Here is a 14648-nt window from a genome sequence, read left to right as displayed (position 1 = left end):
AACCTGCCTGGTCCGAGGTAGGCAGATCAGGCATTCCTGCCGAGTAGAGTCCGACGAGACTGGTCAATCTGCGAAGGACGCCCCATGGATGCTCTCGACCTCGCCCTCGTCGCCGCACTGCGGGAGCACCCCCGCGCCGGGGACCTCGAGCTCTCGCGGGTGGTCGAGGTCGCGCGCGCCACGGTCCAGTCGCGCCTGGCGAAGATGGAGGCTGCCGGCGTCATCACCGGCTACGGTCCCGACGTCGACCTCACCGCGGCCGGCCACCCCGTCCTGGCGTTCGCCACCCTCGAGATCGCCCAGGGTCGGCTCGAGGACGTGCGCGCCGAGCTCGACTCGCTGCCCAACGTGCTCGAGGCCTACGTGACGAGCGGGACGGCCGACGTCGTGTGCAAGATCGCCGCGTCGTCCCACGCGGACCTCCAGGACGTGCTGCTCCACATGAGCACGTCGGGCTCGATCGTGCGGTCCACGAGCATCGTCGTGCTCAGCGAGCTGGTGGCCCCGCGCGTGCTGCCCGTCCTGGCGCGCGACGTGCAGGGCGGCGGAAGGGCGCCCCGCTACCGCTGATCGAGACCCTGGATCACGCGTCGAGATCGGACGCCGTGGTGGCGGGTGACCCGCGCCGGCCCGCCCAGGCGGCCAGCGCCCCACCGACCACGAGCAGCGCCGTCATCACGACCCAGCTCGTGCCGTAGGGCTGGTTGAGGATCGTGTCGTTGTCGGGCTTGCCCCCTTGCCCGCTCAGCACGGGCAGGAAGGTCACGGTGAGGGTCGCCCAGACCAGGAACGCGATGCCCAGTGCCGCGTGGCCGGGCAGGAAGCGGGAGGCGCCGACCCCGAGCGCGACCGTGACGGGCGCGAGCACCGCGTCGTGGACCAGCACGCCGGCGACCAGCCAGACAACGAGCGAGACCAGCTGCTCGGACGTGAAGTCGCGCATGAGCCACAGCCCCCACAGTCCGCAGCCCACCCCGACGAGCACCAGGATCGCGCGGGCGGCCCTCATGCGGTCACCTCGAGCCGACGGACCCACTTGGTCTGCAGCACCCCGGGCCGGTTCGGCGCGATGATGCGGCACGGGTACCCGTGGTCGAGCGACAGGGTCTCGCCGTTGAGCTCGAGGGCGAGCAGCGTCCGCTCGTCCTGCGTGAACGCGGACGGCAGGTCGGTGTTCGCGAACGCCCCGCGGGTCTGCAGCGAGGAGACCCGCACGTCGGACCCAGGAGGTGCGTCGACCAGGGCGAGGACGTCGCGGACGGCCACGCCGGTCCACACGGCGTCCTTGCTCCACCCCTCGACGCAGGCCATGGGCAGACGGTGGGTCCTCTGCGGCAGCTCCGCCAGCTGCTCGCGCGTGAGCGAGACGGTGCGGTCGCCCGCCACGACCTCGAGCACGTAGTCGGGCGACCGGGCGCCGTCGACCGCACCGGCCGCCCTCGCGGTGCGGTTGATCGACAGACCCTGCGGGCCGTCGCCGTTGCGGACCGCGAACACCGAGACGTCGCGCAGCCACGGGACGGACTGTCCGGCGGTGAGCAGGACCGTGAGCCCGGACGCCGAGGCCGCGCCGAGCAGGACGGCACGGCGCGTGGGACCGTCGCCCGGATCGGAGGGCGCGTCCTCGTCGTCGTCGACGGGCGCGTCGTCGACCCGCTCGTCGTCGACGGGGGCGCCGAGGGCGGTGCGGATCACCGGCAGCTTCACGGCCACGTGCACGAGCAGCGCCCCGATCGCCACCCAGGCCACGGCGTTGTGGGTGCGTCGGAAGCTGAAGTCCCAGGGGTACCACTGGGCGATGTTGAGCAGCCCGCTCGCGAGCATGAACACCGCCGAGGCGACGAGCACGGCGATCGACGCACGCTCCAGCGCCTCGACCACCAGGGCGCGCCGACCCGACGGCGGGCGCAGGAACAGCCGCGGGAAGACCGACCACAGCTTGACCAGCAGCAGCGGCACCGCGGCCGTGCCGGCCACGACGTGGATCCCCTGGGTCACGCGGTAGAGCGAGGAGGGCGACGGCCCGAGTGGCACCCAGTCCTGCGGGTCCTGCTGCAGGTGGCTCCAGATGCCGGTGAGGAAGCACAGCCCGAACGCGAGGCCGAGCGCGGCGCCCACTCGGGCGCTCAGGCCCGTGCCACGTGATCGGCTCGTGAAGTCGTCGGGGGAGGGGAGCAGGCGCTCGACGTCCTCGACGGTCGGCAGCCTCATCGCGATTCCCGTGAGGTCGAGCGTGTTGGTCTCATGCGTCCTGCTCTCGTGTGCCTCGGCCCGTGTGCTGATCCTCCCGCACCTGACCCGGGTTTGTCCGAACTCGCGGCGCTCCGCACCGGTGTCACAGCGTGGCGAGCCGCCGGACGGCCTCGTCGATGACCTCGGGCCGCTTGCAGAACGCCCATCGCACGAGCGGCCGGCCGGGGTTGTCCTCGAGCGCGGTGTCGGGGTCGTGGAACACCTGGTGCGGCACCGCCACGACGCCGACCCGCTCGGGCAACGAGAGGCAGAACTCGAGCCCGTCCTCGAAGCCGAGAGGGCGGATGTCCGTGGTCGCGAAGTAGGTCCCGTCGGGCACCACGACGTCGAAGCCGACGTCGGCCAGCCCGGCGCACAGCTGGTCGCGCCGGGCGCGCATGCCGTCGGTGAAGGACGTGAAGTAGCCGTCGTCCAGCCGCAGCGCGGCGGCGATGGCCGGCTGCAGGGGTGCTCCCGACGTGAAGGTGAGGAACTGCTTGGCCCCCAGGAGCGACCGCACCAGCGGCTCGGGGCCGGTGGCCCACCCGACCTTCCAACCCGTGAACGAGAAGGTCTTGCCGCCGCTGGAGATGGTGAGCGTGCGCTCGCGCATGCCGGGCAGCGTGGCGATCGGCACGTGGGGCACGTCGAAGGTCAGGTGCTCGTACACCTCGTCGCTGATCACCACGAGGTCGTGGTCGCGGGCCACCTGGGCCACGGCATCCAGCTCGTCGGGGGTGAGCACGGTGCCGGTCGGGTTGTGCGGGGTGTTGAGCAGGATCGCGGTGGTGCGCGGCGTGACGGCGGCGCGCAGCTCCTCGACGGGGAGGCGGAAGTCCGGTGCGCGCAGCGTGACCGGGCGACGGACGGCGCCGGCCATCTGCAGCACGGCCACGTAGGAGTCGTAGTAGGGCTCCAGCACGATCACCTCGTCGCCGGCCTCCACGATGCCGAGCACCGCGGCCGCGATGGCCTCGGTGGCGCCGGTCGTGACCGCGACCTCGGTGTCGGGGTCGACCTCGAGGCCGTACCAGCGACGTTGGTGCTCGGCCACGGCGAGCCGGAGGTCGGGCACGCCAGGACCGGGTGCGTACTGGTTGGCGCCCCCGCGGAGCGCGGCCACGGCGGCGTCGACCACCGCGTCGGGGCCGTCGGTGTCGGGGAACCCCTGGCCGAGGTTCACGGCACCGGTCGAGGCGGCGAGGGCACTCATCCGCGCGAAGATCGTGGTGCCCAGTCCGTCGATCCGGCTGCTCTGAGTCCTCATCCCTCGCGACTCTACGCACCGCGGGCCCGGGCGGGGGGTCGACCTGGTCGGGTTCGTCCCGAGCCGGGAGACAGAGCTGCCCCGCCGTTCTCGGGGGGTGAAACGGCGGGGCAGCGGTCCTGACTCTAGTGGCTCGGGGGTCGGCGCTGGGCGGATTCCCGTCAGAAGGCCGTCCCGACGATGAGACGTGGGTCACAGTCGCGGCGGACCGGTGGGCGACGAGGACCAGGGTGAGAGAATCGGGGCCATGGCCACCGCGACCGCTCCCTCCCCGCCCTCGGGCGGCGGACGACGCGCTCCGCGGCGGCGTCGCTTCTCCCTCGTCCGGCTCCTCGGCGTGGTGCTGATCCTGTCGGGCCTCGGCGTGCTCGGCTACGTCGCCTGGCAGTACTGGGGCACCAACGTCGTGGCCAAGCAGCAGCAGGCCGAGGTCCGCCAGATCATCTCCGAGGACTGGAAGAACGGCACCGACGGGAAGAACATCGGGCTCCTGCGCGTGCCGCGCTTCGGCACGGAGTACGAGGTCCCGATCGTCAAGGGCTTCGACCAGGAGTCGCTGTCCAAGGGCGTCGGCATGTACGAGGAGGCGGCCCTGCCCGGCGAGCTCGGCAACTTCGCGATCGCCGGTCACCGCGTCACCCACGGCGAGCCCTTCCGCGACTTCCTGAAGCTGAAGAAGGGCGACCTCGTCTACATCGAGACGCGCACGGCGGTCTTCACCTACCAGCTGCGCAACGACGGTGACTCGCTCACGCTCGACTTCACCGTCGGCTGGCCGTTGCAGCAGGTGCCGGACCCCGACATGCGGGGCGAGCCGCCGACCGCCAACGTGCTCACGATGCTCACCTGCTCCGAGCTCTTCCACACGCGCAACCGCAACGTGGTCTTCGGCGACCTGGTCAAGATCGTCGACAAGTCCGACCCCGAGCGGAAGATCCCGCTCCCCAGCGCCTAGGAGCGCCGAGACGATGCAGGACTACCAGCGCTCCTTCGTGGAGTTCGCGATCGGCCACGACGTGCTGCGGTTCGGCTCCTTCACGCTGAAGTCGGGCCGGACGTCGCCGTACTTCTTCAACGCCGGCGGCTTCGACACCGGCGCTCGGCTCGCCGGGCTGGGCCGCTTCTACGCCGCGGCCATCGCCGAGCGGGCGCCCGACTTCGACGTTCTCCTGGGCCCCGCCTACAAGGGCATCCCCATCGCCGCGGCCACCGCGGTGCAGCTGGCCGAGCACCACGGGCGCGACGTCCCGTGGAGCTTCAACCGCAAGGAGGCCAAGGACCACGGCGAGGGCGGGATGATCGTCGGTGCGCCGCTGCAGGGCCGGGTCCTGCTCGTCGACGACGTGATCACCTCGGGCAAGGCGATCCGCGAGGTCGTGCCGCTGGTGGAGGACGCCGGCGCCGAGCTGGCCGGCATCGTCGTGGCCGTCGACCGGCAGGAGCGCGGCTCGGGCGACCTCTCGGCCGTCGACGAGGTCCGCCGCGACCTCGCCGTCCCGGTGGAGGCCATCGTCACGTTCGACCACGTCATCGAGTTCCTCGAGGAGTCCGGCCGCCACGGCGAGCACCTCGACGCGGCACGCGCCTACCGCGACCAGTACGGCGCGTGACCCCCTCGCTGGACCCGGGAGCGACCGACGGGGCCGAGGGTGACGGGACCGAGGTGGGTGTCGGGCCGTGGGAGGGCCCCGCGCCCGACGACCCCCGGCTCGACACGACGCTCCTCGCCGAGGGCGACCGACGCAACGTCGTCGACCGCTACCGGTACTGGAGCGTCGAGGCGATCGTCGCCGACCTGGACACCCGCCGGCACCCGCTGCACGTGGCGGTGGAGAACTGGCAGCACGACTTCAACATCGGCTCCGTGGTGCGCACCGCGAACGCGTTCAACGTCGCGGCCGTGCACGTCGTCGGCCGGCGGCGGTGGAACCGGCGCGGCGCGATGGTCACCGACCGCTACCTGCACGTCCAGCACCACGCCGACGTCGACGCACTGGCGGCCTGGGCCGTCGAGCAGGACCTGCCGCTGCTCGGCATCGACAACCTGCCCGGCGCCGTGCCGCTCGAGACCACCACGCTGCCCCGTGCCTGCGTGCTGCTGTTCGGCCAGGAGGGCCCGGGCCTGAGCGACGCGGCCCGGGCGGCGTGCGAGACGACCCTGTCGATCGCCCAGTTCGGCTCGACCCGGTCCATCAACGCCGGAGCCGCCGCCGCCATCGCCATGCACGCGTGGGTGCGCGAGCACGCCGGCTGACCGGACGGGCCGGCTGGGCGGGCGTGCGTCGGTGCGTCGCCCTAGGCTCGGGAGCATGAGCCGCGTCGTCGTCATCGGTGGTGACGCGGCCGGCATGACGGCCGCGTCGGCCCTCAACCGTCTCGTGCCCGACGTCGAGGTGGTGGTGCTCGAGCGCGGGCACCACACCTCCTACTCCGCCTGCGGGGTGCCGTACTGGGTCGCGGGCGAGGTCGACGGCCCCGACGCCCTCGTGGCCAGGACGCCCGAGGAGCATCGCGAACGGGGCATCGACGTGCGCCTCGGGTGCGAGGCGACCGCGGTCGACACCGACACGCGCACCGTGACCTACCGCGACCTCGCCGGCGAGCAGGACGTCACCTACGACCGCCTCGTCGTCGCGACCGGCGCACGTTCGATCCTGCCCGACCTGCCGGGCATCGACGCCGGCAACGTCCAGACCGTGAAGGACCTCGTCGACGGCCAGCAGGTGCTCGACCGCATCCGCGCCGGCGCGCGTCGGGTGGTGGTCGTCGGCAGCGGCTACATCGGCATCGAGATGGCCGAGGCGTGCCTGGCCCGGGGTCTCGAGGTCACGGTCGTCGAGCGCGAGTCCACCCCGCTCCCGATCGTCGAGGACGAGATCGGCGAGCTGGTCGCCGACGCCATGCGCGAGAAGGGCGCCCAGGTGGTCACCGGTGCCGCGGTCACCGGCTTCGGCGTGGGGGAGGACGGTGCCGTCACCTCCGTGCGCACCGACGAGGACGACTACCCGGCCGACCTCGTCGTGGCGGCCTTCGGGGTGGCGCCGCGCGGCGACCTGCTCACCACTGCTGCCAGCGGCCCGAAGGACGGCATCGTCACCGACGACCAGCAGCGAGTGCTCCGCCCGGACGGGTCCGTCCTGGCCGACGTCTGGGCCGCGGGTGACTGCGTGGTCACCCTCGACCGCCTCACGCGGACGTCGATCCACCTGCCGCTCGGCACCCACGCCAACAAGCAGGGCATGGTCGCGGGGGAGTCCCTGGCGGCCTCGTTCGGTGCCGACTGGTCGGGGCGGGTCTTCCCCGGCGCCGTGCAGACCGCGATCACCAAGTTCTGCGACCTCGAGATCGCGCGGGCCGGGCTCGGCCGCGCCCAGGCCGACGACGCCGGGCTCGACGTCGTGAGCGCCTCGGTGGAGTCCACCACCGTCGCCGGCTACTACCCGGGTGCGGAGCCCATGACGCTGTGGGGGCTCGCCGAGCGTGGGACGCGACGGCTGCTCGGCGTGCAGGTCGCGGGCGGGCGCGGCGCGGGCGCCCGGATCGACGTGGCGGCCATGGCGTTGTGGTCGCAGATGTCCGTCGACGAGCTGGTCATGACCGACCTGTCGTACGCGCCGCCGTTCTCCTCGGTGTGGAGCCCGGTGCAGGTGCTCGCCCGGGCTCTCGCGAAGCGCCTGGACCAGTAGGGTTGACGCGACCGCTCGTCCGGTCGACCAGCCGACCTCCAGGAGACCTCCATGCCCGTCGCCACTCCCGAGATCTACGCCGCGATGCTCGACAAGGCCAAGGCCGAGTCGTTCGCGTACCCGGCCATCAACGTCTCGTCGTCGCAGACGCTGAACGCCGCGCTCGCCGGCTTCGCCGAGGCGGGGTCCGACGGCATCATCCAGGTCTCGACCGGCGGCGCCGAGTACTTCTCCGGCCCCACCGTCAAGGACATGGTGTCCGGCTCGCTGGCCTTCGCCGCCTTCGCCCAGGAGGTGGCCAAGAAGTACCCGGTCAACGTCGCGCTGCACACCGACCACTGCCCCAAGGACAAGCTCGACGGCTTCGTCCGGCCCCTGCTGGCCGCGTCGGCCGAGCGGGTCGCCGGTGGCGGGCTGCCGTACTTCCAGTCGCACATGTGGGACGGCTCGGCCGTGCCGCTCGACGAGAACCTGGTGATCGCGCAGGAGCTGCTCGAGAAGGCGGCGGCCGCGCACATCATCCTCGAGGTCGAGATCGGCGTCGTCGGTGGCGAGGAGGACGGCGTCGAGGCCGAGATCAACGACAAGCTCTACACGACCCCCGAGGACGCCCTGGCCACCGCCGAGGCGCTGGGCCTGGGCGAGAAGGGCCGCTACCTGACGGCCCTCACGTTCGGCAACGTGCACGGCGTCTACAAGCCGGGCAACGTGAAGCTGCGGCCCGAGGTCCTCAAGGCCGCGCAGGACGCCGTGAGCGCCAAGTACGGTCAGGACGCGCCCTTCGACTTCGTCTTCCACGGCGGCTCCGGTTCGCTGCCCGAGGAGATCTCGGCCGCCGTCGACTACGGCGTCGTGAAGATGAACGTCGACACCGACACCCAGTACGCCTTCACCCGCCCGGTCGTCGGCCACATGTTCAGCAACTACGACGGCGTGCTGAAGGTCGACGGCGAGGTCGGCAACAAGAAGGCCTACGACCCGCGCGCCTGGGGCAAGGCCGCCGAGGCCGGCATGGCCGCCCGCGTCGTCGAGGCCTGCCAGAACCTGCGGTCGGCCGGCACCTCCCTCTGACGGTCCGCCCTACGGGCGTCGTGATGCCTGCGAGTCGATTCCAGGCTGCGAGCTCGACAGCAAGGCGTCACGACGCGGATAGGGAGCCCGGGAGAGCCGGTCGCGTCTGGCTCGGGGCTGCGCCGGTTGCCGTGGGCGTCGCGGTGGGCTCCGAAAGGCCTCGACCGGGGCGGACCCAGCGTGCCGGCGAGGTTCCCGGGCCGCAGCTCGCGTTTCGGACACTTCCGAGGCGGTCGAAGGGGTCTGAATGCCCCGGAACTGTCCGAATCCAGCGTTGTGACGCCTTTACGTCGATTCCGGGCTGCGAGATCGACGTCAAGGCGTCAAAGCGCGGATCGGGGGGCCGGGAGGTTCGGCCGACCCCGGCGCTCCCGCTCCGTCGAGGCCCTTGCGGAGGCCGACGCCGGACCCAGCCGCAGCAGCGCAGCCCCGACGCCGGACCCAGCCGCAGCAGCGCACCCCGACCACGGGTGGGGAGAGGGCGCGCGAGACCCCGGTGCGTAGGGTCGGCACCATGACGAACCTGCTGGGCGAGCCGCCCGAGACGTTCCTGCCCGCCGACCCCGGGGCCGCGGAGCTCGCGACCGGGACGTCGCCGCAGGCCGTGGCCTCGACGACGCCGGACTCGGTCCTCGCGTGGGCCCTGCTGGCGCAGGACGCGCTCGACGACGGACGCGACCTGGAGGGCTACGCGTTCGCGCGCACCGCCTACCACCGTTCGCTCGACGCGTTGCGGCGCAACGGCTGGAAGGGCCACGGCCCGGTGCCGTGGTCGCACGAGCCCAACCAGGGCTTCCTCCGATCCCTCGCCGTGCTCGCCACCGGGTCCGAGCGGCTCGGCGACGACGCCGAGGCGCACCGCTGCCGAGAGTTCCTCCACGAGTCCAGCCCGGAGGCGTACGCCGCGCTCGTGCGCTGAGCCCCCGGCCCCTCGCGGGGCAGGACGGGTCAGTCCGGGAGGTCCGGGGGCGCGCCGGCCGGGGCGCGCAGGCGCAGCCGACCGGGCTCGACCCGCCACGCGTGCCGCGTGCTCGGCGAGGCGATCTCGCCGTCCAGGTTCGCCGGGGTCGACTCGCCGGTCACCGTCACCTCGTGCACCTTCAGGTACACGACGTCGTCGCGCATCGGGTGACGACCGCGCCGCAGGCGCCACGCGTAGGCGAGACGCTTCCAGCGGGCGTGCGCCCACACCACGGCCACGTCGAGCGACCCGTCGAAGGGGTCGGCCTCCGGCAGCAGCGGCGCGCCGCCCCCCACGTACCGGCCGTTGCCCACCGCCACCTGGATGAGCCGACGCGGTGAGTGCACGGGCTGCCCGTCCACGGTCACCGACGCACGGATGCCCTTGCCGACGACGCCCGTGATGACGGCCCCCACCGCATAGCCCACTGGCCCGAAGGCCTTCTTCCACGGCTCCGCCTTGATGTTGGCCTCGGCGCCCAGCCCGATGTGCGCGGCGTTCACGACGAGCCGGTCGTCGCTGTCGCGGATCAGGTCGGCGAGTCGGGCATCGGAGTCCAGGGCCTGGCGCGCCGCCTCGACCGGGTCGTCGCTGATGCCCAGCGTGCGGACGAAGTCGTTGCCGGTGCCGAGGGGCACGATCGCGAGCTCGACGTCGTCGAACTGGTCGAGGTCGTCGATGGCGGTGACGACGGCATGGATGCTGCCGTCCCCTCCGACCGCCACGACCACGCCGCCGCGCGCCGCTCGCACCGCCTCCCGCAGGTCGTCGGCGTCCTCGGTGCTGCGCACCTCGAGGGTCACCTGGGTCCGCAGCGTCTCGAGGGCTTCCTCGAGGCGCGGGTCGTCGCTGCTGCCCGCCTGCGCGTTCACCACAGCGACCCAGGGTCCCGTGCCGGTCATGGCGCTCCCTCCGCGCTGGCGTCGTCGTTCGAAACGCCCCCTCCCGGCGCCCTCGGAGCCTATGCCCCGACGGCACGGGGCGCACCGTCGACCACCGCGGCATTCGCGGCTGGGACGCTCGTCCCGATACGATGCGGCAGTCAGAGCCCCGCACGGTCGGGGCTTCTCTCGCGTCACAGCGTCACTACGAACCTCGAGGGGTGCATCGCATGCCCGCAGTCGTCATCGTCGGAGCCCAGTGGGGTGACGAGGGCAAGGGCAAGGCCACCGACCTGCTCGGCAGCCGCGTCGACTACGTCGTCAAGTTCAACGGCGGCAACAACGCCGGCCACACCGTCGTCATCGGCGACGAGAAGTACGCCCTCCACCTGCTGCCGAGCGGCATCCTGTCGCCCGGGTGCACGCCGATCATCGGCAACGGCGTCGTGATCGACCTCGACGTCCTGTTCGAGGAGATCGACGCCCTCGAGGCGCGTGGCATCGACACCAGCGCCCTGCGCGTGAGCGCGAACGCCCACCTCATCGCCGACTACAACCGCACCCTCGACAAGGTGACGGAGCGCTTCCTCGGCAGCCGCAAGATCGGCACCACCGGACGTGGCATCGGCCCCACCTACGCCGACAAGATGAACCGTCTGGGCGTGCGCGTGCAGGACCTCTTCGACGAGAAGATCCTGCGCGCCAAGGTCGAGGGCGCTCTCGAGCTGAAGAACCAGATGCTCACCAAGGTCTACAACCGTCGGGCCGTGAGCGTCGACGAGATCGTCGACCAGCTGCTCGTGCACGCGGAGCGGCTGCGGCCCATGGTCGCCGACACCGCGCTCGTGCTGCACGAGGCGCTCGACCGCGGCGAGACGGTGCTGCTCGAGGCCGGCCAGGCCACGCTGCTCGACGTCGACCACGGCACGTACCCCTTCGTCACGTCGTCGTCGGCCACCACCGGTGGCGCGTGCACCGGCTCGGGCATCGCACCCACCCGCATCACCCGCGTCATCGGCATCGTCAAGGCGTACGCCACCCGCGTGGGGGAGGGTCCCTTCCCCACCGAGCTCTTCGACGACGACGGCGAGCGCCTGCGCACGAACGGCGGCGAGTTCGGCACCACGACGGGCCGTCCGCGTCGCTGCGGCTGGTACGACGCCCCGGTGGCGCGCTACGCGGCACGCATCAACGGCGTCACCGACTTCGTGCTCACGAAGCTCGACGTGCTCACCGGGTGGGACCGCATCCCCGTGTGCGTCGCCTACGACGTCGACGGCGAGCGAGTGGACGAGATGCCCACGACCCAGACCGGTTTCCACCACGCCAAGCCGATCTACGAGTACTTCGACGGCTGGACCGAGGACATCTCCGGCGCCCGGACCATGGACGACCTGCCCGAGGCGGCGCAGCGGTACGTGCGCGCCGTCGAGGCGATGTCCGGGGCGCGCATCTCCGCCGTCGGCGTCGGCCCCGACCGCGAGGAGACCGTGGTGCTGCACGACCTCCTGGAGGACGAGGCATGAGGACGCTGGTCATCGGCACAGGCGGGCGCGAGCACGCCCTCGCCCTCGCGCTGTCCCGTGACCCGGGCGTCACCGAGGTGCACGCGGCCCCCGGGAACCCGGGCATCGCCGACGTCGCGAGTCTGCACGACGTCGACCCGCTCGACGGGGCGGCCGTGGCGGCGCTGGCCACCTCGCTGGGTGCCGACCTGGTGGTCGTGGGCCCCGAGGCGCCGCTGGTGGCCGGGGTCGCCGACGCCGTCCGCGACGCGGGGATCGCCTGCTTCGGTCCGTCGCGTGCGGCGGCGCAGCTGGAGGGCTCGAAGGCCTTCGCCAAGCAGGTCATGGCCGCCGCCGAGGTGCCCACCGCCCTGGCGCACGTCTGCGAGACGCCCGAGGAGGTCGTGGCCGCGCTCGACGCGTTCGGCCCGCCCTACGTCGTGAAGGACGACGCCCTCGCCGCAGGCAAGGGCGTGGTCGTCACCGAGGACCGCCAGGCCGCCATCGCCCACGCGGCGGGGTGCGACCGCGTGGTCATCGAGGAGTTCCTCGACGGCCCGGAGGTCTCGCTCTTCGCCATCACCGACGGGGAGACGGTGCTGCCGCTGCTCCCCGCCCAGGACTTCAAGCGCGCCCTCGAGGGCGACGCCGGCCCGAACACCGGCGGCATGGGCGCCTACACGCCGCTCGACTGGACGCCCGAGGACCTCGTGGCCGAGGTCTCCCGACGCGTGCTCGTCCCCACGGTCCAGGAGATGGCTCGCCGTGGCACGCCCTTCCAGGGTCTGCTCTACGCGGGACTGGCGCTCACCTCGCGGGGCGTGCGGGTCGTGGAGTTCAACGCGCGCTTCGGCGACCCCGAGACCCAGGCCATCCTCGCGCTGCTGCGCACGCCCCTGTCGTCGCTGCTGCACGGTGCAGCCACCGGAGAGCTCGCCTCCGTCGGCCTGCCGTCCTGGCACGACGGCACCGCCGTCACGGTGGTCATGGCCTCCGCCGGCTACCCCGCCACCTCGAGCTCGGGCGACGTGATCCTGGGCGTCGGGGCGGCCGACGTCATCGACGGTGTCGACGTGATCCACGCGGGCACCGCGCTCGACGAGGACGGTCGGCTCGTCACCGCCGGCGGTCGCGTGCTGTCGGTCACCGGAGTGGGCGAGGACCTCGAGCACGCCCGCGACCGCGCCTACGCCGGGGTCGACGCCATCTCCTTCGAGGGCGCCCAGTTCCGCTCCGACATCGCCCTCGCCGCCCAGCGGGGCGAGATCGAGGTCTGAGGTCGAGCCCGGCCTCCTGGCCGGGCTCCGGGACCGTGGTGAGCCGCGGGAGGCCGCGGTGGGAGGATGGCGTCCGTGACGACGCCCAACGTTCTGGCCCACCGCTACGCCTCGCCCGAGATCGCCCGCATCTGGTCGCCCGAGCACAAGATCGTGCTCGAGCGGCAGCTGTGGATCGCGGTGCTGAAGGCGCAGCGCGACCTCGGGGTGGAGACGCCCGACGGCGTGATCGAGTCCTACGAGGCCGTGGTCGACCAGGTCGACCTCGCGTCGATCGCCGATCGTGAGAAGGTCACCCGCCACGACGTGAAGGCCCGCATCGAGGAGTTCGCGGCGCTGGCCGGCAGCGAGCACATCCACAAGGGCATGACGTCGCGCGACCTCACCGAGAACGTCGAGCAGCTCCAGGTGCGCGCCTCGCTGCAGGTCCTGCGCTCGCGCGCGGTGGCGGCCCTGGCCCGCCTGGGGCGGCTCGCGGCCGAGCACGCGGAGCTGGTCATGGCCGGGCGCAGCCACAACGTCGCCGCGCAGGCCACGACGCTCGGCAAGCGCTTCGCCACCGCGGCCGACGAGCTGCTCACCGGCGTCGGCCGGCTCGACGACCTGCTGGCCCGGTACCCGCTGCGGGGCATCAAGGGCCCGGTCGGCACGGCCCAGGACCAGCTCGACCTCCTCGGCGGGGACCAGCAGGCGCTCGCCGACCTCGAGGGACGGATCGCCGCCCACCTCGGCTTCGACCGCGTGCTCACCAGCGTCGGCCAGGTGTACCCGCGCTCGCTCGACTACGACGTGGTGACCTCGCTGGCCCAGCTCGTGGCGGCCCCCTCCAACCTGGCCACCACGATCCGCCTGATGGCGGGCAACGAGCTGGTCACGGAGGGCTTCAAGCCCGGCCAGGTGGGCTCGAGCGCCATGCCGCACAAGATGAACACCCGCTCCTGCGAGCGCGTCAACGGACTGGCCGTCATCGTCCGCGGGTACGTCTCGATGGTGGGCGAGCTGGCCGGTGACCAGTGGAACGAGGGCGACGTGTCGTGCTCGGTGGTCCGCCGCGTGGCGCTGCCCGACGCGTTCTACGCCGCCGACGGACTGTTCGAGACGTTCCTGACGGTGCTCGACGAGTTCGGGGTCTTCCCGGCCGTCGTGCAGCGCGAGCTCGACCGCTACCTGCCGTTCCTCGCGACGACGAAGGTGCTCATGGCGGCGGTGCGGGCCGGTGTCGGCCGCGAGGTCGCCCACGAGGTCATCAAGGAGCACGCCGTGGGCGTCGCCCTCGAGATGCGCGAGAAGGGCGCGGCCCGCAACGAGCTCTTCGACCGCCTTGCCGCGGACGAGCGCCTGGCGCTCACCCAGCCCGACCTCGCCATGCTCGTCGCCGCGCCGCTGGAGTTCACCGGTGCGGCCACGGCCCAGGTGGGCGCCGTCGTCGCGCAGGTCGACGCTCTGGTGGCCGCCGATCCCGACGCCGCCGCCTACACGCCGGGCGCCATCCTCTGACCGCGTCTCTCGGTCCGTCAGTGAGCGGCGGCCGGTACGTCGGCCGGCCCGCCGGTCCGGTGCGTCGGTCGGTTCGACGCGCCTCGCCGGCGCGCTGCCTGCGGGGCTTCGGCTTGCTGATGCTCTGGCTACGGGGGCCTGAGCGTGCTGCTGCGACGAACCCTCGGCGTTCGCCGGGACTGGTCTCCGTAGGGCCTCGACCGGGGACCTGGGTGGGTGCTGGTCAGGGATTCTCCCTTCTCGTGGAACGGTCCACGAGAAGGGAGAAGCC

14 protein-coding genes are annotated in these 14648 nt (G+C 72.5%); 10 read left to right on the top strand and 4 right to left on the bottom strand.

Annotation, left to right across the window (positions count from 1 at the left end):
• Positions 1 to 84: 84 nt before the first annotated feature.
• Entirely contained in the window at positions 85 to 570 is a 486-nt protein-coding gene (locus tag NUV38_RS09755) for an Lrp/AsnC family transcriptional regulator (RefSeq protein ID WP_257728944.1), read from the top strand.
• 13 nt (positions 571 to 583) lie between these two features.
• Here NUV38_RS09755 and NUV38_RS09750 read toward each other — a convergent pair whose 3' ends face one another.
• From NUV38_RS09750 to NUV38_RS09740, 3 genes are all read right to left on the bottom strand, one after another.
• Positions 584 to 1009, bottom strand: coding sequence for a hypothetical protein (locus NUV38_RS09750; RefSeq protein WP_257728943.1), 426 nt, complete (start codon positions 1007 to 1009; stop codon positions 584 to 586).
• Positions 1006 to 2211, bottom strand: a complete 1206-nt coding sequence (locus NUV38_RS09745; RefSeq protein ID WP_257728942.1) for a molybdopterin-dependent oxidoreductase — start codon at positions 2209 to 2211, stop codon at positions 1006 to 1008. Before NUV38_RS09745 ends, NUV38_RS09750 begins: the two co-directional genes overlap by 4 nt.
• Before the next feature lie 124 nt (positions 2212 to 2335).
• A complete protein-coding gene (locus tag NUV38_RS09740; protein WP_257728941.1) occupies positions 2336 to 3499 on the bottom strand; it encodes a pyridoxal phosphate-dependent aminotransferase in 1164 nt (387 codons plus the stop codon).
• A gap of 247 nt (positions 3500 to 3746) precedes the next feature.
• Here NUV38_RS09740 and NUV38_RS09735 point away from each other — a divergent pair, with 247 nt between their 5' ends.
• The 6 genes from NUV38_RS09735 to NUV38_RS09710 all read left to right on the top strand — a co-directional run bounded on the left by NUV38_RS09735 (position 3747) and on the right by NUV38_RS09710 (position 9175).
• A complete protein-coding gene (locus NUV38_RS09735; RefSeq protein ID WP_257728940.1) occupies positions 3747 to 4454 on the top strand; it encodes a class E sortase in 708 nt (235 codons plus the stop codon).
• 13 nt (positions 4455 to 4467) lie between these two features.
• Positions 4468 to 5109 (top strand): orotate phosphoribosyltransferase, encoded by a 642-nt coding sequence (gene pyrE, locus NUV38_RS09730; RefSeq protein ID WP_257728939.1) that lies wholly within the window; start codon positions 4468 to 4470, stop codon positions 5107 to 5109.
• Positions 5106 to 5753 carry an RNA methyltransferase gene (locus NUV38_RS09725; RefSeq protein WP_257728938.1) on the top strand — a complete coding sequence of 216 codons (648 nt, stop codon included), beginning with the start codon at positions 5106 to 5108 and terminating at the stop codon, positions 5751 to 5753. The genes pyrE and NUV38_RS09725 overlap by 4 nt, the downstream gene beginning before the upstream one ends.
• A gap of 55 nt (positions 5754 to 5808) precedes the next feature.
• Positions 5809 to 7185 carry an FAD-dependent oxidoreductase gene (locus NUV38_RS09720; protein ID WP_257728937.1) on the top strand — a complete coding sequence of 459 codons (1377 nt, stop codon included), beginning with the start codon at positions 5809 to 5811 and terminating at the stop codon, positions 7183 to 7185.
• Positions 7186 to 7236: 51 nt separating this feature from the next.
• Complete coding sequence (gene fbaA, locus NUV38_RS09715; protein ID WP_257728936.1) at positions 7237 to 8256, top strand: class II fructose-bisphosphate aldolase; 1020 nt, start codon at positions 7237 to 7239, stop codon at positions 8254 to 8256.
• A 514-nt stretch (positions 8257 to 8770) separates the two neighbouring features.
• Complete coding sequence (locus NUV38_RS09710; protein ID WP_257728935.1) at positions 8771 to 9175, top strand: DUF3151 domain-containing protein; 405 nt, start codon at positions 8771 to 8773, stop codon at positions 9173 to 9175.
• Positions 9176 to 9204: 29 nt separating this feature from the next.
• Here the strand turns inward: NUV38_RS09710 and NUV38_RS09705 are convergent, their stop codons facing one another.
• Entirely contained in the window at positions 9205 to 10119 is a 915-nt protein-coding gene (locus tag NUV38_RS09705; RefSeq protein ID WP_257728934.1) for a diacylglycerol kinase family protein, read from the bottom strand.
• A gap of 209 nt (positions 10120 to 10328) precedes the next feature.
• Between NUV38_RS09705 and NUV38_RS09700 the strand changes: the two genes are divergently transcribed.
• From NUV38_RS09700 to purB, 3 genes are all read left to right on the top strand, one after another.
• Positions 10329 to 11624 carry an adenylosuccinate synthase gene (locus NUV38_RS09700; protein WP_257728933.1) on the top strand — a complete coding sequence of 432 codons (1296 nt, stop codon included), beginning with the start codon at positions 10329 to 10331 and terminating at the stop codon, positions 11622 to 11624.
• Positions 11621 to 12880: a phosphoribosylamine--glycine ligase gene (purD, locus tag NUV38_RS09695; protein ID WP_257728932.1), complete on the top strand. Its 1260-nt coding sequence runs from the start codon at positions 11621 to 11623 to the stop codon at positions 12878 to 12880. Before NUV38_RS09700 ends, purD begins: the two co-directional genes overlap by 4 nt.
• Before the next feature lie 75 nt (positions 12881 to 12955).
• Positions 12956 to 14377 (top strand): adenylosuccinate lyase, encoded by a 1422-nt coding sequence (gene purB / locus NUV38_RS09690; protein WP_257728931.1) that lies wholly within the window; start codon positions 12956 to 12958, stop codon positions 14375 to 14377.
• Positions 14378 to 14648 lie beyond the last annotated feature (271 nt).

It is taken from the genome of Aeromicrobium sp. 50.2.37 (genome assembly GCF_024655735.1).
Taxonomy (GTDB): Bacteria; Actinomycetota; Actinomycetes; order Propionibacteriales; family Nocardioidaceae; genus Aeromicrobium.
This window is presented reverse-complemented; position numbering and strand designations above follow the sequence as displayed.